Annotated in this window: 22 protein-coding genes; all 22 read left to right on the top strand. The window is 38.1% G+C overall.

Annotated features, from left to right (window positions below):
* Nucleotides 1-6 precede the first annotated feature (6 nt).
* The 22 genes from EO111_RS06680 to EO111_RS06575 all read left to right on the top strand — a co-directional run bounded on the left by EO111_RS06680 (nucleotide 7) and on the right by EO111_RS06575 (nucleotide 20,920).
* On the top strand, nucleotides 7-888 hold the full coding sequence (locus EO111_RS06680) for a branched-chain amino acid ABC transporter permease (protein WP_009353024.1): 882 nt from the start codon (nucleotides 7-9) through the stop codon (nucleotides 886-888).
* Nucleotides 885-1,898, top strand: coding sequence for a branched-chain amino acid ABC transporter permease (locus tag EO111_RS06675; protein WP_062403032.1), 1,014 nt, complete (start codon nucleotides 885-887; stop codon nucleotides 1,896-1,898). Before EO111_RS06680 ends, EO111_RS06675 begins: the two co-directional genes overlap by 4 nt.
* A gap of 9 nt (nucleotides 1,899-1,907) precedes the next feature.
* The gene (locus tag EO111_RS06670; protein WP_009353016.1) at nucleotides 1,908-2,666 is read left to right on the top strand and encodes an ABC transporter ATP-binding protein; all 759 of its coding nucleotides are present in this window, start codon (nucleotides 1,908-1,910) and stop codon (nucleotides 2,664-2,666) included.
* 1 nt (nucleotide 2,667) lies between these two features.
* Nucleotides 2,668-3,378, top strand: a complete 711-nt coding sequence (locus tag EO111_RS06665) for an ABC transporter ATP-binding protein (protein WP_009353026.1) — start codon at nucleotides 2,668-2,670, stop codon at nucleotides 3,376-3,378.
* A 278-nt stretch (nucleotides 3,379-3,656) separates the two neighbouring features.
* Entirely contained in the window at nucleotides 3,657-4,901 is a 1,245-nt protein-coding gene (locus EO111_RS06660; protein WP_127011079.1) for an aminotransferase class I/II-fold pyridoxal phosphate-dependent enzyme, read from the top strand.
* A 410-nt stretch (nucleotides 4,902-5,311) separates the two neighbouring features.
* Nucleotides 5,312-5,749 (top strand): division/cell wall cluster transcriptional repressor MraZ, encoded by a 438-nt coding sequence (gene mraZ / locus EO111_RS06655; RefSeq protein ID WP_127011078.1) that lies wholly within the window; start codon nucleotides 5,312-5,314, stop codon nucleotides 5,747-5,749.
* 10 nt (nucleotides 5,750-5,759) lie between these two features.
* Nucleotides 5,760-6,692 (top strand): 16S rRNA (cytosine(1402)-N(4))-methyltransferase RsmH, encoded by a 933-nt coding sequence (gene rsmH / locus EO111_RS06650; protein ID WP_127011077.1) that lies wholly within the window; start codon nucleotides 5,760-5,762, stop codon nucleotides 6,690-6,692.
* Nucleotides 6,693-6,707: 15 nt separating this feature from the next.
* Nucleotides 6,708-7,115, top strand: a complete 408-nt coding sequence (locus EO111_RS06645) for a hypothetical protein (protein ID WP_127011076.1) — start codon at nucleotides 6,708-6,710, stop codon at nucleotides 7,113-7,115.
* A 48-nt stretch (nucleotides 7,116-7,163) separates the two neighbouring features.
* On the top strand, nucleotides 7,164-8,648 hold the full coding sequence (locus EO111_RS06640; protein WP_127011075.1) for a UDP-N-acetylmuramoyl-L-alanyl-D-glutamate--2,6-diaminopimelate ligase: 1,485 nt from the start codon (nucleotides 7,164-7,166) through the stop codon (nucleotides 8,646-8,648).
* A gap of 1 nt (nucleotide 8,649) precedes the next feature.
* Complete coding sequence (gene murF, locus EO111_RS06635; protein WP_009354194.1) at nucleotides 8,650-10,014, top strand: UDP-N-acetylmuramoyl-tripeptide--D-alanyl-D-alanine ligase; 1,365 nt, start codon at nucleotides 8,650-8,652, stop codon at nucleotides 10,012-10,014.
* A gap of 17 nt (nucleotides 10,015-10,031) precedes the next feature.
* Nucleotides 10,032-10,994: a phospho-N-acetylmuramoyl-pentapeptide-transferase gene (mraY, locus tag EO111_RS06630; protein ID WP_127011074.1), complete on the top strand. Its 963-nt coding sequence runs from the start codon at nucleotides 10,032-10,034 to the stop codon at nucleotides 10,992-10,994.
* A 61-nt stretch (nucleotides 10,995-11,055) separates the two neighbouring features.
* A complete protein-coding gene (gene murD / locus EO111_RS06625; RefSeq protein WP_127011073.1) occupies nucleotides 11,056-12,408 on the top strand; it encodes a UDP-N-acetylmuramoyl-L-alanine--D-glutamate ligase in 1,353 nt (450 codons plus the stop codon).
* A gap of 10 nt (nucleotides 12,409-12,418) precedes the next feature.
* Nucleotides 12,419-13,525, top strand: a complete 1,107-nt coding sequence (murG, locus tag EO111_RS06620) for an undecaprenyldiphospho-muramoylpentapeptide beta-N-acetylglucosaminyltransferase (protein ID WP_127011072.1) — start codon at nucleotides 12,419-12,421, stop codon at nucleotides 13,523-13,525.
* Between the two features lie 14 nt (nucleotides 13,526-13,539).
* The gene (gene murC, locus EO111_RS06615; RefSeq protein ID WP_127011071.1) at nucleotides 13,540-14,913 is read left to right on the top strand and encodes a UDP-N-acetylmuramate--L-alanine ligase; all 1,374 of its coding nucleotides are present in this window, start codon (nucleotides 13,540-13,542) and stop codon (nucleotides 14,911-14,913) included.
* A 1-nt stretch (nucleotide 14,914) separates the two neighbouring features.
* Complete coding sequence (locus EO111_RS06610) at nucleotides 14,915-15,847, top strand: D-alanine--D-alanine ligase (protein WP_127011070.1); 933 nt, start codon at nucleotides 14,915-14,917, stop codon at nucleotides 15,845-15,847.
* An 8-nt stretch (nucleotides 15,848-15,855) separates the two neighbouring features.
* Nucleotides 15,856-16,731, top strand: coding sequence for a cell division protein FtsQ/DivIB (locus EO111_RS06605; protein WP_127011069.1), 876 nt, complete (start codon nucleotides 15,856-15,858; stop codon nucleotides 16,729-16,731).
* Nucleotides 16,732-16,743: 12 nt separating this feature from the next.
* Complete coding sequence (locus EO111_RS06600; protein ID WP_126940231.1) at nucleotides 16,744-17,424, top strand: DUF881 domain-containing protein; 681 nt, start codon at nucleotides 16,744-16,746, stop codon at nucleotides 17,422-17,424.
* Nucleotides 17,424-17,771: a small basic family protein gene (locus EO111_RS06595; protein WP_127011068.1), complete on the top strand. Its 348-nt coding sequence runs from the start codon at nucleotides 17,424-17,426 to the stop codon at nucleotides 17,769-17,771. Before EO111_RS06600 ends, EO111_RS06595 begins: the two co-directional genes overlap by 1 nt.
* 150 nt (nucleotides 17,772-17,921) lie before the next feature.
* Nucleotides 17,922-18,938 carry a cell division protein FtsZ gene (ftsZ, locus tag EO111_RS06590; RefSeq protein ID WP_062402999.1) on the top strand — a complete coding sequence of 339 codons (1,017 nt, stop codon included), beginning with the start codon at nucleotides 17,922-17,924 and terminating at the stop codon, nucleotides 18,936-18,938.
* A gap of 23 nt (nucleotides 18,939-18,961) precedes the next feature.
* Entirely contained in the window at nucleotides 18,962-19,537 is a 576-nt protein-coding gene (locus EO111_RS06585) for an outer membrane beta-barrel protein (RefSeq protein WP_127011067.1), read from the top strand.
* A 257-nt stretch (nucleotides 19,538-19,794) separates the two neighbouring features.
* A complete protein-coding gene (locus EO111_RS06580) occupies nucleotides 19,795-20,403 on the top strand; it encodes a hypothetical protein (RefSeq protein ID WP_164727616.1) in 609 nt (202 codons plus the stop codon).
* Nucleotides 20,390-20,920 carry a biotin transporter BioY gene (locus EO111_RS06575; protein ID WP_127011065.1) on the top strand — a complete coding sequence of 177 codons (531 nt, stop codon included), beginning with the start codon at nucleotides 20,390-20,392 and terminating at the stop codon, nucleotides 20,918-20,920. Before EO111_RS06580 ends, EO111_RS06575 begins: the two co-directional genes overlap by 14 nt.
* Nucleotides 20,921-21,172: the final 252 nt, after the last annotated feature.

The raw sequence follows: 21,172 nt of genomic DNA, 5'->3' as shown, positions 1-21,172 counted from the left end.
TACACGATGTTTTTACAGCAATTAGTGAATGGCCTTACTTTAGGCAGTCTCTATGCAGTATTAGCGATCGGATTGACACTGGTTTTTGGTGTGTTGAACATCATCAACATGGCTCACGGAGGCATCTTTATGATAGGTGCCTTCGTGGGTTTATTTATGGTGACAGTCTTTGAAGCTAATATCTTCGTAGCCATCCTTGTGGCTATGCTCGTAGGGGCAATTCTTGGATATTTGTTAGAGTTTGTGGCACTTCGTCCACTTCGTAAGAAAAATGTATCCCATTTGGCGCCATTGATTTCCACAATTGGCGTATCTATTTTTATTGAAAGTATAGCCTTGCTTGTATGGGGCCCACAAACACGTTCTTTCCCACCAGATTTTATTGGTGGACTTATCGATTTTGGTATGTTCAAAATCTCTATGGTTCAAATCATTGGTCTTGGCGTATCTATTGTGTTAATGTTGATTTTAAATGTACTCATTAAAAAAACTAAAATCGGTAAAGCCATTCGTGCTGTATCCTTGAGTACGGAAACTGCATCTCTATTGGGTATTAACCCTACTTTGGTTATTTCTGTAACAGTGATGCTCGCTTCTGCGTTAGGTTCTGCAGCTGGTGTATTAGTTGGCTTATCTTTCGATGCCGTAGAGCCTATGATGGGTGTTGTCATCGGATTTAAAGGATTAGCTGTATTAATCTTGGGTGGTCTTGGAAATATTACCGGTGCCATGGTAGGTGGATTCATCTTAGGTGTATCTGAAGTATTCTCTGTTGCTTATGGAGCATCTTCTTACCGTGATGCTGTAGCCTTTGGGTTAATCATTCTCTTATTGTTCTGGAGACCACAAGGTTTATTCGGATCCAAAGATAAGGGGGGACGACCATGAGTGAAATTTTAAATCCATATTATCTACAAATTGTAATGTTCTTCATTATCAATGCCATTATGGGTATTTCCATTTTCTTCACCCTTTCTACAGGGCAGTTGACATTGGGTGCGGCTGGTTTCATGAGCGTAGGTGCCTACGTGGGCGCTTTGCTTACTCTGAAAGCTGAGCTACCGATTCCGATTGCCATCTTCATTGGTGGTATCGTAGCGGCCTTAGTAGCTATTGTGATTGGTTTACCTACGACACGTTTGAAAGGCTTATACTTGGCGATTGCAACGTTAGGCTTTGGTGAAGTAGTGCGTGTTATCTTCTTGAACTTAGAAGTGACACATGGTGCACTAGGACTTTCGGGGATTCCAGCTATTGCGCAAGAATTGACAAATTATGTGTATGAATTTGATATGGACGGTTTGTTAGATATCGATGCATTAACATGGGGTAACTTGTTGACCATCATCATTTTGCTAGTTATTTTAGCATTGATTATTCTGTTCTGCTTACGCATCCACAATAGTCGTGTAGGTCGTGCATTCCAAGCGATTAAAGCAGATGACCATGCAGCAGAATTAATGGGAATCAATGTAGTGTATTACAAAATGTTAGCCTTTGTCATCGGTGCTTTTATTGCCGGTGTTGGCGGTGGTTTGTATGCGCATATTACAAACTTTATTAACCCTACAGATTTTAGCTATCACAAAGTAGTACAAATTTTATTGTTCCCAGTCTTTGGTGGTTCCAATGTAGTATGGGGATCTGTACTAGGCTCTTTTATTTTGACATTGCTACCAGAAGTATTACGTTTCTTAGCAGACTATCGTGATATTATTTATGGTGCTTTGTTGGTGATCTTGATGGCTGTTCGCCCAGATGGTATTTTGACAGAAGAATTAATGGACAAAATCTATCGTAAATTAGGTGTAAACAAGAAACCATACATTCCAGAATCACAAGTATTAACAGAACGCTTTGAAGCTTATAAAACACAGAGCAAGTCTGGTCAAGAATAGGAGGTAACCATGCTATTACAATTAGATGATGTAAGTAAAAGCTTTGGCGGTGTGGCTGCCTTGACAGGGGTTACCTTCCAAGTGAATCAAGGGGAAGTCTTTGGTGTTATTGGACCTAATGGTGCTGGTAAAACTACGTTATTCAACTTAATTACTGGAGTATTCCCTGTAAGTACTGGTAATATTGTCTTTGATGGTATGAATGTAGTTGGCATAAAACCACATCGTACAGTGGAAATGGGGATTGCTAGGACGTTCCAAAATATTCGTCTCTTTGGTAATATGACGGCGTTGGAGACTGTATTGACAGGCATGCATTGTCGCACAGGTTCTGGAGTGTTGTCTAGTTTCTTCCATACAAAACGCCAACGCATTGAAGAAGAGCGTTGCCGTGGTATTGCCTATGAGTTTTTAAAATTGGTTGGGTTAGAGGAAGATGCTGAAGAAGTGGCTACATCCTTACCATATGGTAAGCAACGTCGTTTGGAAATTGCTCGTGCCTTGGCAACGCATCCACAATTGATTTTATTGGATGAGCCTGCGGCAGGTATGAACGATAGTGAGACAGAGGTGTTGCGCCAATTGATCGGAAAAATCCGTGATTTAGGTATTACCGTGGTAGTCATCGAGCATGATATGGCGTTGATGATGAATATTTGTGACCGCTTAGCAGTGTTGAACTTCGGCAAAAAGATTGCAGAAGGAACTCCACAAGAAATTCAAAACAATCCAGATGTAATCGAAGCGTACTTAGGAAAGGAGGAATAACATGTTAAAAATTGAAAATGTAGTAGCTGGTTATGGTCATATAACAGCCTTAAAGTCTATTAACTTAGAAGTTCCTCAAGGTTCTATTGTATCTTTGATTGGTGCCAATGGTGCCGGTAAATCGACAACCATGCGTTCTATCATGGGTTTAGTAAAACCTACAGAAGGTCGCATTACCTTTGAAGGTAAAGATATTACATCTATGAAAACTCATGATATTGTGAAATCTGGTATTTCCCTCGTTCCAGAAGGTCGCCAAATATTACAAGATATGAGTGTTTACGAAAATCTAGAAATGGGAGCCTATATTCGTAAGGATGCTGAAATCAACGATGATATTAAAAAAGTGTTCAAACGATTCCCTATTCTTGACGAACGTAGTTACCAATTAGGTGGTACTTTATCTGGTGGACAACAGCAGATGCTTGCCATTGGTCGTGCTTTAATGGCTCGTCCGAAACTGTTGTTACTAGATGAACCATCCATGGGTTTGGCGCCTTTGGTAGTGAATGAAATCTTTGAAGTTATCAAAGAGATTAGCGCCGAAGGAACGACAGTATTGTTAGTAGAGCAAAATGTACGTCAAGCTTTGAAAATCGCTGACTATGCATATGTATTAGAAACAGGTAAAATCGTTCTTTCAGGACCAGCCGAAGAAATTCGTCACGACCCTAGAGTGATGGAAGCATACTTAGGCGGTAAAGTAGAATAGAATACTCTAAAATAATTAGCAGATATACAATCCATTATGGTTGTGTATCTGCTTTTTAGTGTAAGTATTTTGAATTTGTGGTTGTTGCCGATAGAAATGGAGTATATGTATACTATCATAAGAGTGTGCAGAATCTATTCTTTACAATATAAAGAAAATTGAATGGTGATAAAAACTATTGTGTATACATGAGCTACATGTCTTGTAGGAGAATGATTTTTCTTGTAAACTAGTATTATAAATATAAAATATATAACTAATATAGGAAGGTGTTTACTATGAGTATGGCAGCAAAACAAGCGCGTGGGAAAAAAGCAAATGATGTTATCTTTGCGACAAATTCACAAGCTCAAGAGGCAGCGAAACAATATGGCAAAGAAAATGTATTAATTGGAACTGTCGGATCTATCCTAGATGAAAATGGCGATATTGTTTTCTTGAAGGTGGTAGAAGATGAGTTTCGTAATTTGCCACGTAATGAATATGTTGCATATGCACCGATTGAAGGGTTAAAAGAGTTTGTGGAAGCATGTAAACAAGAATGTTTTGGACAATCTCGGCCAGATGCCTATATTGAAGGGATAGCCACAGCGGGTGGTACAGGTGGTATTCATCACTTGGTTCACAATTATACAGAACTAGGTGATAAGGTAATTACCGCTGATTGGTACTGGGGGGCATACAAGCAAATATGCCAAGATAATGGACGAGAATTAGTTACATACCCATTATTTGATGAGAACTATAAGTTCAATTTTGAAGCTTTGCAATCTTTAGTGCTAGATATTGCTGAGAAACAAGAAAATGTGGTAGTTATTTTTAACACACCTGGCAATAATCCAACAGGGTTTTCCTTGTGCGACAGCGATTGGGATAATGTATTAGACTTAGTGAAAGGTATAGTGAATACAGGTAAAAATAAAGTTATTATTGGTGTAGATGCTGCGTATATTGATTTCTCCGGACCTAAAGAAGATGTACGTCGATTCTTTAAAAAGTTTGAGCATTTGTCAAAAGATATTTTAACAGTTGTATGCTATAGTATTTCAAAAGGATTCACCATGTATGGTCAACGTGTTGGTTGTATGTTAGGTATTACTTCTGATAAAGAAGTGGCACAGGAGTTTTTTGATGTTAACCAAATGACATCTCGTGGTACTTGGTCTAACATTAATAGACCTGCTATGCGTACGGTTGCTAATATCGTGCTTGATCCTGAAAAATTAAAACGTTATGAAGAGGAACGTAATTGCTACTCTCGTCTCGTAGAAGAGCGGGCAGGTATCTTGGAATGTGAAGGAAAAGCGATTGGCTTACCAATGTTGCCATACATGGGTGGTTTCTTTGCAACAATTCCAAGCGATAATCCAAAGGCCTTGGCAGATGAATTGAAAAAAGAAAATGTATTTTTAATTCCTGTAGCTGGTGGTGTTCGCATTGCTGTATGTTCCATTCCTAAAAGACAAATTACTGGATTGGCACAACGAATTTATGATGCTATGAAACGAGTGGGGCAATTATAAACTAAGAGAAAAAATAGAGACAATAGAATAGTTACTATAGAAGTGATAAAAAGATAGTTGAATCAATGATTCGGCTATCTTTTTTGTTTTAAAATTAGTAAGTATAAGGATTAGGGATGCACTGTTTAATTGGATATCATTTTATATAAATATCGGCAAAATATGTAAAATTACTCCCACTTTTTACCACCTTTTTTAAATAATAAAATGTTCGATATTAAAGTGAAATATACGAACATATTAATAAATATTAGCAATAATGTTCGGTAGTAATGAGTATGAGAAAATAATATGTATAAATATCTATTAAATTAGTATTTGTTTGTTGTTAAAAGTGGGGAATTGTGGTAAAATTTACCATATAGTGGTAATAAGGGCGAGAAGGTGTAGGAAAAGGAGGTGTCCTTGCTATGTTTAAAGGTGAATTTTCACATACAATTGATAGTAAAGGACGTATGATAGTTCCTGCCAAAATGCGTGAACAACTAGGTGATACCTGTGTTGTTACTAGATATTTTGATAACACCTTAGCCATTTACACACAAGAAAAGTTTGATGAAATTGCAAAAAAATTAAGTTCTCAAAGCTCTAATAAAGCCAACCAACGTGGATTAGTGCGTTTTTTTGTAGGTGGGGCTGCTGACCTTGAGTTTGATAAACAAGGTCGTGTACTAATACCTAGCAATCTTCGTGCTCATGGGGAGTTAAAAAAAGATGTAGTTGTAGTTGGTAATGGCGAACGCATCGAGATTTGGAGTAAAAGTCGTTGGGAAGCGTATAACAACGAAATTTACGGTAATATTGAGGCGATGGCAGAAGAACTTGATTTGGATGATATTGGATTTTAAGTGAGGCATTATGGACTTTCATCATGTGAGTGTATTACTCAGTGAAACGCTAGACGGATTGGCAATTAAACCAGATGGAACCTATGTGGATTGTACATTAGGTGGTGGGGGACATTCCCACGCCATTGGAGAACGGTTATCCTCAAAAGGTATGATTGTTGGTTTAGATCAAGACGTAGCGGCATTAGAGGCAGCCTCTCAGAGATTATCTGATTTATCTTGTCAGGTGAAAGTGATTCAAACAAATTTTTCTAACTTAAAACAAGCTTTACAAGAGTCAGGCATTTATGAAGTAGATGGGTTTGTATTCGATTTAGGGGTTTCTAGCCATCAATTAGATACGGCGGATCGAGGGTTTTCTTATATGCAAGATGGACCTTTGGATATGCGTATGAATCAAAGTGGATCCTTAACGGCAGAAAGAATAGTGAATACCTATTCGAGTGATGACTTGTATCGCATTATCTGGGACTATGGGGAAGAGCGTTGGGCGAAACGAATTGTTCAATTTATTGTGGAAGCTAGAGAAGAATCGCCTATAGTGACTACATTTCAGCTGGTGGATATCATCAAACGTGCCATACCTGCAAAGGCTAGACAAGATGGTCCGCATCCAGCAAAACGAACCTTTCAAGCACTTCGTATCGAAGTGAATCAGGAACTTCAAATTTTGCATGATGCTTTTGTAGATGCTACATCCATGCTAAAGCCTGATGGAAGAATAGCGGTGATTACATTCCACTCTCTAGAGGATAGAATCACCAAACAAACTTTTAAAGAATTATCTCAAGGTTGCACATGTCCACCTAATTTACCAGTCTGTGTATGTCATCATGTGCCAACAGTGAAAGCTAAGAATAAGGCTGTAGAGCCAAGTAAAGAAGAAGTAGGAGTAAATCCACGGTCCCGTAGTGCCAAGTTAAGGGTAGCCGTAAAATTATAGTTAGGAGGAATATTTATGTTAGTGCGAAAGGCCGCGTATTGGGAACAATCAGCGCCCTATGTTGAACCAGTCAGAAGAAAGAAATCCAATGCCCCTGACTTTATTATGGATCTTACGCCAGATATGCGACACTGTTTGGCTACAGTTCTTATGGGAATTGTATTCGGTATAATTTGTTTGTTATTAACTGGTGTCACAGAAAATACAAGAAAAGAAACTGTCAATCTACAAGATCAAATAGTTTTAGAAAATCGCACTAATTATGAGTATAATCTAGTATTAGCAGAGTTAAAATCTCCTACACGCATTCAAAAGATTGCACAACAAAAACTTGGCATGGTATTACCAGATAGTTTCGTTTACACTAGCAAGAATACAGTGGAAGAACGTAATGTTACGATGAAAAAGGATATTAGAGAATAATGAAGGCAGTCCTTTTGGGCTGCTTTCACTTTGATTGGAGGAATGCAGATGAAACGAGTGGAAGAAATAGTAAAAATTGTATCTCCTAAGAAGGTAGAAGGTCCTGTAACATCTGTAGTAAGTCATATTACTGCGGATTCCAGAACAGTACAAGAAGGAAGTTTATTTATATGTTTAGTAGGTGCTACTGTCGATGGTCATAGCTTTGTGGGAAAGGCTATAGAGGATGGGGCTGTGGCGATTGTTGCATCAAAACCAGTCACAGTACCAGATAATGTAACCGTTCTATATGTAGACGATACGCGTCAAGCTTTGCAAGATGCTGTTCCATTCTTCTATGATTATCCAGCTTCTAAAATGCGGATGATTGGTGTAACCGGAACAAATGGTAAAACTACAACTACACATATTATTGGACATATGCTACGATCCCAAGGTTATACAGTGGGGATTATTGGTACAGTTCATATTTTGATTGATGATCAATCCTACCCAATTCATAATACAACTCCAGATGTAGCGGATTTACAGCAAATTTTACAACAAATGGTGGATGCTGGTGTGACACATTGTATTATGGAAGTATCTTCTCATGCGCTAGCATTAGGTCGTACGGCGGGGGTAGAGTACGATACAGCTGTATTTACTAATTTAACTCAAGATCATTTGGATTTTCATAAGACATTCGATAATTATTTAGCAGCAAAATCTAAGCTATTTAAACAAGTAAGTGCATCCTATCAGATGAAAGAAGGTAAAGGCGCTGTTATAAATGTAGATGATGATTACGGTCAAGCTATTGTAGATGTGACTACAGCACCTATGATTACGTATAGTACACAAGGTAAAGGTACTATGAATGCCTCTGAGTTAGCTATTACTGCTAAATCTTCTAAGTTCAACTTGTCCTATGATGGAAAAAACTATTCAATTTCCACGAAAATTGCGGGTATGTTCAATGTGTATAATACCTTGGCTGCTGTAGGAGCGGCTTTATATGAAGGATTGACGATGGAGGAGATTGTAAGTGCTTTAACTACTTTTACGGCCGTGCCAGGACGTTTTGAGCTCATTGAAGAAGGACAAGATTTTGCAGTGGTTGTTGATTATGCACATACACCAGATGGACTAGAAAACATTTTACAAACAGCGAAGAAAATTGTTGATAACCGTATTTTAGTTGTTTTTGGCTGCGGTGGTGATCGAGATGCTACGAAACGTCCAATCATGGGGCGTATTGCAGCACAGTTTGGAGATCGAGTGTTTGTGACTTCCGATAATCCACGTACAGAAGATCCTATACAAATTGTAAAAGATGTAGAAGTAGGGGTGAAAGAAGGATTACATGATGCTGTGACTTATGAAGTGATTGTAGACCGCCGTGAAGCTATTCATAAAGCAATCGGAGAAGCGACTACTGGAGATGTAGTTATTATTGCTGGTAAAGGTCATGAAGATTATCAAATTTTAAAAGATGAAACGATTCATTTTGATGATCGTGAAGTGGCAAGAGAAGCCTTGAAGGAGAAATAATATGGCACAATTTACAGTGCAAGAAGTTCTAGAGGCAACACAAGGGTTCTATGCAGGAACAAGTACTTGTTCCTTTGCTGATGTATCAACTGATACCCGTACAATTGGAAAAAATGGATTATTTGTTGCTTTGGAAGGAATGACATTTGATGGTCATGACTTCTTAACAGTTGCCAAAGAACGTGGTGCTACAGGTGCTGTAGTAAAACGAGGAAAAACGATAGAGGGCTTAGTCTGTATTGAAGTAGAAGATACACTACAGGCGTATCAGCAGTTAGCAACCTATCATCGTAGACGCTTTCCTATCCCTATTATTGGAATCACTGGTTCCTCTGGGAAAACAACAACAAAAGAAATGATTAGTGCTGTATTGGAAAAAGCTTTTACAGTATTAAAAACAGAGAAAAATTATAATAATGAAATTGGTGTTCCAAAGATGTTATTGCAATTGACGGAAGATCATGATGTATGCGTTCTTGAAATGGGGATGCGTGGGCTTGGTCAAATTGCTGAATTAGCGGAGATTGCAGAACCTACAATAGGAGTTATCACTAATGTAGGTACTAGCCATATTGAACTATTAGGTTCTCAAGAAAACATTGGAAAAGCTAAGCAAGAATTGATAGAAGCATTACCGAGTACGGGGGCAGCTGTATTGAATCATGATGATTCTTTTGTATTACCTATGGAACAGGTAACGGATGCAAAGGTTATGACCTATGGTATGCAAGAAGGTTCTCACGTACAAGGGACTCAATTAGAATATACATCAAAAGGCATTAATTTTACTGTTCGAGATACTTCTGGTGAATGGAAAGTATTTTTGCCAATGATTGGTATTCACAATGTATATGATGCTCTATCCGCTATTGCAGTTGGCACGATTTTGGGTGTACCAAAAGCTGAAATTGTGGAAGCTTTTAAAGAATTTCCAGGAATTCCAATGCGTCAAGAAATTGTAGCATTTCCAACCTTCACAGTTCTGAATGATGCGTATAATGCGAACCCAAATAGTATGGCAGAATCCATTCGTGCCATGAGTCAATTACAAGGAGCTCGTAAAATAGCTATGCTAGGAGATATGTTAGAATTGGGAGACCATTCTAAACTGGCTCATGAAGAGATTGGTAAACTTCTTGGAGAAGAGCACTATGATATGGTATTTACTTTTGGTGATATGATGAAAACTACTGCTTCTATAGCTAAACAAGTGGGTGTTCCTTATGTGTATGTAGGGAAAAGTCATCTTGATATTGCCAATGCCTATTATGATGTAAAACGAGATGGCGATGTGATTCTAGTGAAAGGATCTCGTGGTCTTAAAATGGAACGTATTATAGAAGATTTTAAAGAACGACATGAGTAAGTAAGGAGACATGTGACATGAATATGGACTATGCATTAGCCTTTGGCTTAGCCCTAGTAAGTACATTAGTATTCGGTAAAATAGGGATTCCTCTATTGCAGCGATTGAAAGCACAACAGTCGATTCGTGAAGATGGACCTCAGGCACATTTAGCTAAAGCTGGGACACCAACAATGGGCGGATTGTTTATGATGCTAGCTTTAGTCATTACAGTTTGCATAGTACCACCCTATTCTGTAACATTGTGGATGCTATTATTTTTAACCTTAGGACATGGTGCATTAGGATTTAGTGATGATTTTATCAAAGCTGTCAAACGTCGTAACTTAGGATTAACGGCAAAACAAAAATTACTAGGCCAAGCGGTATTGGCTGTCGTATTTTGTTATATCTCAATCGCCTATGCAGCCTTACCAACTACTTTGTGGATTCCTTTAGTGGATATCACTGTAGATCTTGGTTATGCCTACTATGCGCTAGCTTTTATTATTATATTGGGAACCACTAATGCTGTTAATTTAACAGATGGTTTAGATGGATTAGCAACTGGTATTTCTGCTATTGCAGGGGCTGCCTTTGCAGTGGTAGGATTATTAGTAGGTTCTTTAAGTGTTACCTTCTTTGGTATTGTCGTAAGTGCAGTTTGCTTAGGATTCTTATATTTCAATGCGAATCCAGCTAAAGTGTTTATGGGTGATACAGGCTCTTTAGCATTAGGTGGTGCTTTTGCAGGGATGGCTATTGCTACAAAAACAGAACTTCTATTAATTGTGATAGGCTTTGTATTTGTAGTAGAAGCATTATCTGTTATTTTACAGGTAGCATCTTTTAAAACTAGAGGAGTTCGTATTTTCCGTATGAGTCCGATTCACCATCACTTTGAATTAGGTGGTTGGAGTGAGCGAAAAGTAGTATATGTATTCTGGGCTGTTTCTTTGGTAATGGCTTTCTTAGGTATACTACTGTTAAGCATGAAATAATATAGATTACGGCTCTACTAATAAGGGCCGTTATTCTTGCATATAGGGTTAGGTGGTTAGAATGGATTATTCAGGTTCTCATGTATTGGTATTAGGTGCGGGACTTAGTGGTATTGGTGTAGCCCATACATTGGCTAAATTAGGCGCTACTGTAACGCTTAATGATTATAAACAAATTGATTTTGATCCTATTGAAAGTCAGCGTTTGGCAGAGAATCATATAGAAGTGATTACTGGACAACAAGATTTTGTGTTACTTGATACGGCTACGAGAGTGGTTGTATCACCTGGTATTTCTTTGGAGACACCTATTATTCAAGAGGCGAAAAAAAGAAATATTCCTGTAGTAGGGGAAGTAGAAATTGCTTATGAAGTGTCAAAAGCTCCTATTTTAGGCGTCACAGGTACAAATGGTAAAACGACAACGACTTCTTTGTTGGCAGAAGTACTGAAAGAAGCGAAATGGGATGTGTATGTAGGCGGTAATATTGGTTACTCTCTGAGTGAACAAGCCTTGGCAGTGCCTGAAACGGGTGTATTAGTAGCAGAACTTTCATCTTACCAATTAGAGAGTATAGATAAGTTTCGCACTAAAGGGGCTATCTTGCTAAATGTGACACCAGACCATTTGTTGCGCCATAAAACCATGGAACGATACCAAGAGGCAAAAGAAAATATTTTCCGCAACCAAGAATTAGGAGACTGGACAGTATTAAACTTTGATTCTCCGATTGTGGCAGATATGGCAAAACGAGTAAAAGGACATGTGTTAGGAATTAGCCAAGAAAGACCTGTCACAGATGGAGCTTATTTTGACAATAATACATGTTATGCAGTGATGCAAGGGAAAGCAGTCCCAATTATCACTACAAAAGATATTCATATCCCAGGATCTCATAATATTGAAAATATTCTGAGTGTTATTGCCTTAACATATGCATTGGGTGTAGCTGTAGAAGATATCCATCAGGCTATTGCAAAATTTCATGGTGTAGCCCATCGTTTGGAACGCATTCGTACCTTGCATGGAGTTACCTATTATAACGATTCTAAAGCAACTAATACGGACTCCACTATTAAAGCCTTAGAATCCTTTACCTCACCTCTTGTGTTGATTGCAGGTGGTAAAGATAAAATGACAGATCTGGAAGAAATGATGGAGTTAGTGAAAACTAATGTAAAAGAGTTAATTCTTATTGGTGAAGCAGCACAACGTTTTGCAGAAGCTGCTGTCAAAGTGGGAGTGCCACACATTCATCGTTGTGAATCTATGGAAGAGGCAGTATCCCTAAGTGCTCGTATAGCGGAAGATGGGGATGTAGTATTATTATCTCCAGCTTGTGCAAGTTTTGATTGGTATGCACGATTTGAAGATAGAGGAGATCACTTCCGAAGATTGGTAGAACGATTGTAAGGGGATATACATGAATATCATGATTTCAGGTGGCGGTACTGGAGGACACATTTATCCAGCCCTCACGATTTATAAAACATTAGAAACAATGGTAGATGCTAACTTTCTCTATGTAGGAACTGAAAGAGGCCTTGAGTCCCGCATTGTTCCTAAAGAAGGAATTCCATTTACCACATTGCCAGTGCAAGGTTTACAGCGTACATTATCTTTAGATACATTGGTTACTGTAGGAAAAACGATATCGTCTTTATGGAAAGCGAATCGCTTAATATCTAAGTTTCAACCAGATATTGTGATTGGTACTGGTGGCTATGTATGTGGCCCTCTATTATTAGCAGCTGCTTTGCGTGGAATTCCTACATTAATTCAAGAACAAAATGTAGTGCCAGGCATAACGAATAAAATTTTAAGTCGCTTTGTAGATGTGGTAGCGGTAGGATATGAAGAAGCGACTCCACATTTTCCTAATGCAAAGCAAGTAGTGTATACAGGGAACCCTGTGCGCCCCAATGTGGTGACTGCAAATCGAGAAGAAGCTAGGGCGTATTTTGGCTTACAAGAAACACAAACAGCTATTTTAGTAGCTGGTGGATCCCGTGGTGCACGGAGTATTAATAAGGCTATGCTAGCTGTCCATGAACATTATAAAGATAGAGAGGATATTAAAATTATTCATGCTACAGGAACTGATGAATACAGTCGTGTTTGTGAAAGCTTAGGTATACAAGAGGGAGAAGTTTACAGCCCAACATCACATATTGTCCCTTACTTAGACAATATGGATATGGCCATGGCTGCATCAGATATGGCTATTTTCCGGTCAGGAGCAATTGGCTTGGCAGAATTGGCTGTACGTGGTATACCATCTATTTTAATTCCTTACCCTTATGCAGCTGCTGACCATCAAACTTTCAATGCAAAAGCATTTGTAGAGGCAGGTGCTTCTACGATGATAGTAGATAAAGAATTAGATGGTACAAGATTATTACAATCGGTAGATGCTATGCTAGAGGATCAAGAATGTCGCCAACGCATGGCCCAAGCTACATTACAATTAGGAAAGCCTAAGGCAGCTATAGAAATTGCTACATTGGCTCTATCCATTAAGAGATTATAGGAAGGAGTATCTCTATGTTAGATACCTATCAACGTATACATTTAATCGGAATTGCAGGCTCTGGCATGCGTGCTATTGCACATGTATTGATTGAAAAAGGGTTTATTGTATCTGGTTCCGATATTCAAGAATCTGCTATTACAGAAAAATTTAGACAGGCAGGGGCTACTATTTTTATGGGGCATGATGCTGAACATGTAGAAGGAGTAGATGTGGTCATCCGCTCTACTGCTATCAATGATGATAATCCTGAAATTCTAGGGGCTAGAGAACGAAACATTCCAATTTTACACCGTTCTGATGTAGTGAAAGCAGTGTTAGATGAAACCTATGGCATTGCTGTTGCTGGTGCGCATGGTAAGACTACAACTACGTCTATGATTGGGCAAATTTTTATGGAAGCAAACCAAGATCCAACCATCATCATTGGTGGAGAAGTTGATTATTTAAATGGTAGTAGCCATGTAGGTAAAGGTAAATATAGTATCGCTGAAGCTGATGAAAGTGATGGGTCTTTCTTGCATTTAAATCCTAAACGCATTGTGATCACGAACATTGAAAATGACCATATGGACCATTATCGAACGGTAGAAAACTTATTACGAGCTTTCACAGAGTTTTCTATGAAGTTACCAGAAGATGGTATTGCTGTGGTATGTGGTGATAATCCTTCGATTCGACGGATTATGCCAGATATTAAACGTCAATGTATTACTTATGGTTTAGGAGCAGGCAACGATTATCGCATTGACAACTTACGTATTGAACAAGGGATTACTACCTTTGAAGTAGTCCATAAAGATGCCGTGTTAGGCACGTTACGATTAGCGGTACCAGGTCAACATAATGCGTTGAATGCACTAGGAGCACTTGTAGTAGCTTTGGGAGAAGGAATCTCCTTTGAAGTAGCTGCTCAAGCATTGCGTAAATTTATTGGAGCTAAGCGTCGCTTTGAGACAAAAGGGCATGTAAAAGATGTTTGGGTTGTAGATGATTATGCACATCATCCTACAGAAATTGCAGCCACAATTAAAGCGGCAAAATCTTTGGAAGATCATCGTGTTGTGATTATGTTTCAACCGCATCGGTATAGTCGTACAAAGCTGTTGCTGCGTGAATTTGGGATCGCCTTTAAAGAAGCTGACTTAGTTTTCATTACAGATATTTATAGTGCTGGTGAAAAACCTGAGGCGGGGATTGATGGTATGTCCATTCCATTGATGATTAAAGAATTGACAGGCAAAGAGATTCATTATGTGGCAGATGTAAATGACTTGCCACAAACTGTGTTAGAGTATGTTCAACCCAATGATTTAGTCATCACTATGGGGGCAGGTAATATTAATCAATTTGGACCTAAATTATTAGCTTTATTGGAGGAAAAATAAAGTGAAGGATAAACGTATTATTGTCCTCATGGGAGGACCATCAAAAGAAGCTGATGTATCTAGAAGGACGGCTGCGGCTATTGCAGAAGCATTACAAAGCAAAGGGTATGCAGCTACAACATTAGAATGCAATCCTAGTACAGTAGTACAAGATTTACAAAATTTAAATTGTGATGTTGTATTTAATGCGATTCATGGCAAATATGGTGAAGATGGAGCCTTGCAAGGGACCCTTGAAATGGCAGGTATTCCTTATACAGGCTCCGGTGTTATGGCGCATGCTGTAGGTATGAATAAAAAGATGAGCAAGCATGTATTTTTGGGGGCTCAGATTCCCACAGCAAATTCAAAATCCTATGATAATCAATTAGAATCTGTGGATGCAATCCTAGAAGATATTCACGCTAACTTTAAAGTACCATTTGTGGTCAAAGCAGCTAGTCAAGGTTCTAGTATTGGTGTAGCGATTATTAAGGATGAAGCCACTGTTGATGCAGAAGTAAAACAAGTATTAGACATAGACCATGTCATCGTAGTAGAAGAATTTGTAGATGGTAGAGAATTTACTGTATCTGTATTAGATGGTAAAGCTTTACCAGTGATTGAAATTCGACCACATTCTGGTGAATATGATTATGCTTCTAAATACACAACTGGTGCTACTGACTATTTAGTGCCAGCACCAATTACAAAAGAACAAGCTGCTACTATGCAACGCATTGGCGAAGCTGTATATCAACAAATGCAATGCGCCGGTGTTATTCGTGTGGACATTATGATGAACAGCACAGATGACATGTTTGTACTGGAATATAATACAGTACCGGGTATGACGGCTACATCTTTAGTACCTAAAGCAGCAAAAGCTATAGGAATTGAATTTCCTGAATTGTGCGAACAAATTCTTCATTCAGCTGGATTGCATAAATTTTAGGAGTAGCTATGAGTGTAAATGGATTTCAAGAACAGAGGGGACAAAGAGTGCCTCCATATAGGGAACATCCAACTAGTGAAAGACCAATCCATCCTATAGAAGAGGAAGATAATCCTTGGGAAGTTGTCACTATAGATACACCTGAAGGGCCTAAACGTGTACGACGTAGACGAAAACAAAAACCGACACGAAAATCCAAACCAGCAATTTGGAAAATTGTAGTAGGAGCATTCATTTTAATTGGTATTTTTACATTACCATTACCTATTGGACAAATTCAGGTTAATGGAACAGAACAATTAACTTCGGAAGATGTGGTAGCTATTGGTGATTTAGGATATCCAGTCAATATTTTGCGCGTACGAACAGGTGCGTTAGAAGAACGATTGCAAAAAGATATGAGGGTAGATACTGCGCATGTGTTCTATGCCTTACCGTTGACATTGCAAGTTGATATAAAAGCTCGTAAAGCCGTAGTTGTAGTGCCATCACAATTTGGATTTGTAGCATTGGATAGACAGGGGATGGTTATTGCTAGTAGCCCTACTATTCCAGATACCACAGTTCCTATTATTTCAGGCGTTCGTTTAGGAAATGCATTATTAGGTGATACTATAGAAGCAGCGGGTATTCGAGTAGCTATTGCATATATGGAAGCATTCACTGAGGATAAGCGCAAACAAATTGGTGAAATTAATGTAGGTGATGCTGAAAAAATCATTGCCTATACAGTTGATGGGTTGCCAATTCATATTGGTGATCAAAACAATTTAGAAGAAAAAGCAAAAATAACGACAGATATGCTAGTAGATATTGCACAGCGTCATGTCAATGCTGAATATATTGATGTTAATATTAAAACCCCTTTTATTAAAACACAATAAAGGAGCATAAAGTTGAAACAAGGGCGAATAGCCATAGCTGTAGTGAGTATGATTGTAGGAGTTATGCTTGTTACGCAGTACAAAATGACACAAACCATTGCGGAAGGCAATGTAAACTTGCAAAGAAGTGGAGAATTAGCTTTAAAGATTAATTCTCTTCAAGAAGAACGAGCAGGTCTAAGAAAGCAAATTGCTACTATGAAAGAAGAAGGAAGTTTAGAGGGAATTAAAGAAGAAAATAGAGTATTATCTCTTAGGGCTTCCTTAGTCGATGTAGAAGGACCCGGAGTTGTCTTAACAATAACGGATAGTAAGACTCCCGTAAAAGATGGAGAAAACCCAAATTTATATTTAATTCATGATGAAGATATGTTGCGTATTGTAAATGAATTAAGAGCAGCTGGTGCAGAGGCAATCTCTATTAATGATCAACGGCTAATAGGAACATCAGAAATACGTTGTTCTGGTCCTACGATTACCGTGAATGGAAAGATTTTTGCTCCTCCTTTTATTATAAAAGCTATTGGTGATACCAAAACATTACACTCCTCTTTGACCATGCGCGGTGGGGTGGTGGAGTCTCTCAAATATTGGGGGATTGAAGTAAAAATTCAAGATGAAGCTCATATAACAGTCCCCGCTTATGATGGAACAATGAAACAAAATTACATCAAAGTGAAGGGAGGACAATAATGGTATATGTATGGATTCTAGGGGGCTTAGTCGTAGGGGTTGCTATCGGAATCATAAGCCCTTTTGATGTGCCTGTATCGTATGCAAAATATACTTCTGTCGCCCTATTAGCAGCATTAGACTCTGTTTTTGGCGGCACTAGAGCAGCTATTGAAAGAACTTTTCAATTATCTATTTTTATTACGGGGTTCTTTTCTAATTCCTTACTAGCTGCGGTCTTAGTATTCTTAGGAAATGCAGTGGGTATAGACTTATACTATGTAGCATTGATTTCATTTGGGTTGCGACTGTTTCAAAATACGGCAGCTATACGTAGATTATTATTAACAAAACGACTACATACATAGAAAAAAATAAAGTCATTTCTTGACTTTCATTGAAAAAATATAAAATATATTGTAAAATAAAAGCAAATTATAATGATAAGATAGACTAGTAATATAATGTCATAGTAACAATATATGAAATATATCTCTAGTAAAGAGGAGGATCATTCGATGTCAGAGTTCGCAAAAATTAAAGTAATTGGTGTTGGTGGCGGCGGTGGAAATGCCGTATCTCGCATGATCGGTAGTGACTTGGAAAATGTTGATTTCTTAGTAGCTAATACTGAAACACAAGCCTTAGATGGTACAAATGTACCTGTTCGCATTCAAATTGGTGAAAAAGCTACTAAAGGTCTTGGTGCGGGTGCTAACCCAGAAGTAGGCCGTGAAGCTGCAGAAGAAAGTCGTGAAGATATTTTAAAAGCATTGCAAGGTGCTGATATGGTATTCGTAACTGCTGGTATGGGTGGTGGCACTGGTACTGGTGCAGCTCCAGTAGTAGCAGAATGTGCACGTGAAGCTGGTGCATTGACAGTAGGTGTTGTAACAAAACCATTTGGCTTTGAAGGTAAAAAACGTAAAGAACAAGCTGAACGTGGTATTGAAGCATTAACTGGTAAAGTTGATACAATTATTACAATTCCAAATGACCGTTTATTGGGTATTATTGACCGTAAAACTTCCTTAAAAGATGCTTTCTTAACAGCTGATGAAGTATTGCGTCAAGGTATCAAAGGTATTTCTGACTTAATTACAAAGCCAGGTTTAATCAACCTTGACTTTGCTGACGTAAAAACTATCATGACAAACCAAGGTGAAGCATTGATGGGTATCGGTGTAGGTGAAGGTGAAAACCGTGCTGTAGATGCTGCTAAACAAGCAATCAATAGCCCATTATTGGAAACTTCCATTGACGGTGCAAAAGGAATCTTGTTAAATATTACTGGTAGTGAAGAGTTAAGCTTATTTGAAATCAATGAAGCAGCAGAAATTATTTCTGAAGCAGCGGACCCAGAAGCAAATATTATCTTCGGTTCTGTTATTGATGAAAACGTAGGGGACAAAGTGTTTATCACTGTTGTTGCTACAGGTTTTGGTGACCAAGGTTCTACTAATGGATTTGCTCGTAAAAGCCCATTTGGAGCTACAGGTAACTCTCCAGAAGTACCAGCTTTCATGAAACGATAAAATTCTCATATAAGGAGGATATTATGAAAAAAGTTTTAGTAGCCACAGCGGTATTAGCCGCATTTAGTGCCTCTGCATTTGCAGCTGCTGTGCCTGTAACTACTATTAATGTAGGCGAAACAAAAGTGGCCGCAGAGTATTCTTTGTCTAAAAAAACAGCACAAGATACAAAACGCAAAGATGGTTTTGGTGTGTCAGCACAACAAGGCGTATCTGATACATTAGCTGCACAATATTCTTTTAATAAAGTTCGTCGTACAGGTGCAGATATCAAAGATCATCAATTAGCAGGTGCCTATGCAGTACATCCTAATGTAAATATCTACGGTGCTGGTACATACGTAGATATGGGACCTAAACAAAGTGGTTTTGGATACCAAGCAGGTGTGATCGGACATACTCAATTAGCTGATAAAATTGAAGGTTTTGCTAAAATCGGTTTCGGAAATGATATTAAAGGAACCTATCAATTAGGCGCTTCTTATGGGTTGCGTCCAGATGTTGATTTAAATGTATATTATCAATATGATAAATACAGTATGAATCAAAACAAAACAGATGTAAAAGGCTTGCATGCAGGTGTAGGTTATTCTTTCTAATTGAAAAGAGTAATATCTGTTGAAAGATAATAGATAATATATTAGGACTGTAATACATGGTAGCTTACTTTGTATTGCAGTCCTTTTGATTTATTTATGTGATAAATGTGAACAGTTAATCAGTATATGTTAACAAATAATTTGAAAAATAGGTTGACTATATTGAACTTGATTAATTATAATAAAGGTGTAACAGAATGTAAGAATCATGTAAGCTTGTAAGATCCAGTATACCCATATCATGGGGAGGAGGCACTATGCATACACTATGTAAGGGCTTGACAAGTGTAAGGGAAATTCCTAATACCGTGATTGTACGTAATGTACAATATAAACGAACTACAAGATCACCACAGTTACAAATTAACTATACCCCAAGAAAGCAGGAGCATATAGTGACTGTTTGTAATTCTAAAGGCACTTTAGTGTCCACGATGTTAGAAGGGTTTGACTCCGAAAGGAGCCACCATGCTGAGGTTTCATTGGGGGAAATGCCGAAGGTTTGGCCAGGTGAATTAAAAGACAGAACAAGAACAAAATTCGTGTTTACACCCGAATCTATACTTGAGTTTGTTGAGGCTATTCAAGATGATAATTCCATCTATCGGGAAGAGGTACCAGTAGTACCAGAATTAATGGTTTTATCACATATGGCACATCATGTGTTAGATGAAGCAATGTTACTTCAATTAGATATTACGTTTTCTGCACCATTTTATGGTGGAGATGTTATTTCTGTAGAAAAACTTATAATCCATTCAGATAAGCATACGCAAATTGGTGAGTGCGAACTAGTTGGAACTCATGGTGGGCGTGCACACTGCAAATGGATTTATGAAGAGGAGTTAGTAAATGTTACAGACTAGAGATTTGACAAAAATGGCTTTGTTAGTGGCATTAGCCTGTGTAATGGCACAATTATCGGTTCCGAACCCCATGGGTGTGGGAATGATTTCCTTAATTACCATTGCATTATGTTTGATTGGCTTGATATTGCCACCAAAGCAGGCATTTTTGACTTTATTAGTCTATGTATTATTAGGAGCAGTTGGATTACCTGTATTTACTGGATTTACTGGTGGTATGGGAAAAATACTAGGTCCTACAGGTGGGTTTATTTTGATTTGGCCTATTGCCTATACTGCGGTTAGTTGCTTAAAGGGAACAGAAAAAAGTTTTCTTAGATATGCTGTAGTAGCTACAGTAGTAAGTATTGTGATTACTTATGTAGCGGCAGTGCCGTACTTCATGTCTGTTGCAAATATACCATTCACTACTGATGGATTACAAAAAGCCTTAGGAATTTTGTTCTATCCATTTATCATTGGTGATATTGTAAAAGCAATTCTATCTGCCTGGATTGCTACGAAAATTAAATTCTAGTTATATAAGTAGAATAGCGATCAAATCCTTTTGGATTTGGTCGCTTTTGTTGTATAAGGATGTCAACTGACCTCCCATATCAATTACTCATTATTTAAAAGTGTTTTACCTAGGCAATTCAGGTAAGAAAATATGAATACAAATGTGTAAAAGTAGAGGATTCTCCTATTTTTACAAGTTTGCTATATCTAATTGGTATACATGATATAGTGGTTTTTGTTGAAATAAACTACAATATGTTGTAAACTGAAT

The sequence above is a fragment of the Veillonella sp. CHU594 genome (assembly GCF_003992265.1).
GTDB lineage: Bacteria > Bacillota > Negativicutes > Veillonellales > Veillonellaceae > F0422.
The sequence above is the reverse complement of the archived record's forward strand: the minus strand, read 5'-3'. Positions and strand labels throughout refer to the sequence as shown.

Excerpts from the sequence above, each read along its gene's own strand:
- EO111_RS06680 (WP_009353024.1), top strand. The coding sequence starts at position 7 with ATGTTTTTACAGCAATTAGTGAATGGCCTTACTTTAGGCAGTCTCTAT.
- EO111_RS06675 (WP_062403032.1), top strand. The coding sequence starts at position 885 with ATGAGTGAAATTTTAAATCCATATTATCTACAAATTGTAATGTTCTTC.
- EO111_RS06670 (WP_009353016.1), top strand. The coding sequence starts at position 1,908 with ATGCTATTACAATTAGATGATGTAAGTAAAAGCTTTGGCGGTGTGGCT.
- EO111_RS06665 (WP_009353026.1), top strand. The coding sequence starts at position 2,668 with ATGTTAAAAATTGAAAATGTAGTAGCTGGTTATGGTCATATAACAGCC.
- EO111_RS06660 (WP_127011079.1), top strand. The coding sequence starts at position 3,657 with ATGAGTATGGCAGCAAAACAAGCGCGTGGGAAAAAAGCAAATGATGTT.
- mraZ (WP_127011078.1), top strand. The coding sequence starts at position 5,312 with ATGTTTAAAGGTGAATTTTCACATACAATTGATAGTAAAGGACGTATG.
- rsmH (WP_127011077.1), top strand. The coding sequence starts at position 5,760 with ATGGACTTTCATCATGTGAGTGTATTACTCAGTGAAACGCTAGACGGA.
- EO111_RS06645 (WP_127011076.1), top strand. The coding sequence starts at position 6,708 with ATGTTAGTGCGAAAGGCCGCGTATTGGGAACAATCAGCGCCCTATGTT.
- EO111_RS06640 (WP_127011075.1), top strand. The coding sequence starts at position 7,164 with ATGAAACGAGTGGAAGAAATAGTAAAAATTGTATCTCCTAAGAAGGTA.
- murF (WP_009354194.1), top strand. The coding sequence starts at position 8,650 with ATGGCACAATTTACAGTGCAAGAAGTTCTAGAGGCAACACAAGGGTTC.
- mraY (WP_127011074.1), top strand. The coding sequence starts at position 10,032 with ATGAATATGGACTATGCATTAGCCTTTGGCTTAGCCCTAGTAAGTACA.
- murD (WP_127011073.1), top strand. The coding sequence starts at position 11,056 with ATGGATTATTCAGGTTCTCATGTATTGGTATTAGGTGCGGGACTTAGT.
- murG (WP_127011072.1), top strand. The coding sequence starts at position 12,419 with ATGAATATCATGATTTCAGGTGGCGGTACTGGAGGACACATTTATCCA.
- murC (WP_127011071.1), top strand. The coding sequence starts at position 13,540 with ATGTTAGATACCTATCAACGTATACATTTAATCGGAATTGCAGGCTCT.
- EO111_RS06605 (WP_127011069.1), top strand. The coding sequence starts at position 15,856 with ATGAGTGTAAATGGATTTCAAGAACAGAGGGGACAAAGAGTGCCTCCA.
- EO111_RS06595 (WP_127011068.1), top strand. The coding sequence starts at position 17,424 with ATGGTATATGTATGGATTCTAGGGGGCTTAGTCGTAGGGGTTGCTATC.
- ftsZ (WP_062402999.1), top strand. The coding sequence starts at position 17,922 with ATGTCAGAGTTCGCAAAAATTAAAGTAATTGGTGTTGGTGGCGGCGGT.
- EO111_RS06585 (WP_127011067.1), top strand. The coding sequence starts at position 18,962 with ATGAAAAAAGTTTTAGTAGCCACAGCGGTATTAGCCGCATTTAGTGCC.
- EO111_RS06580 (WP_164727616.1), top strand. The coding sequence starts at position 19,795 with ATGCATACACTATGTAAGGGCTTGACAAGTGTAAGGGAAATTCCTAAT.
- EO111_RS06575 (WP_127011065.1), top strand. The coding sequence starts at position 20,390 with ATGTTACAGACTAGAGATTTGACAAAAATGGCTTTGTTAGTGGCATTA.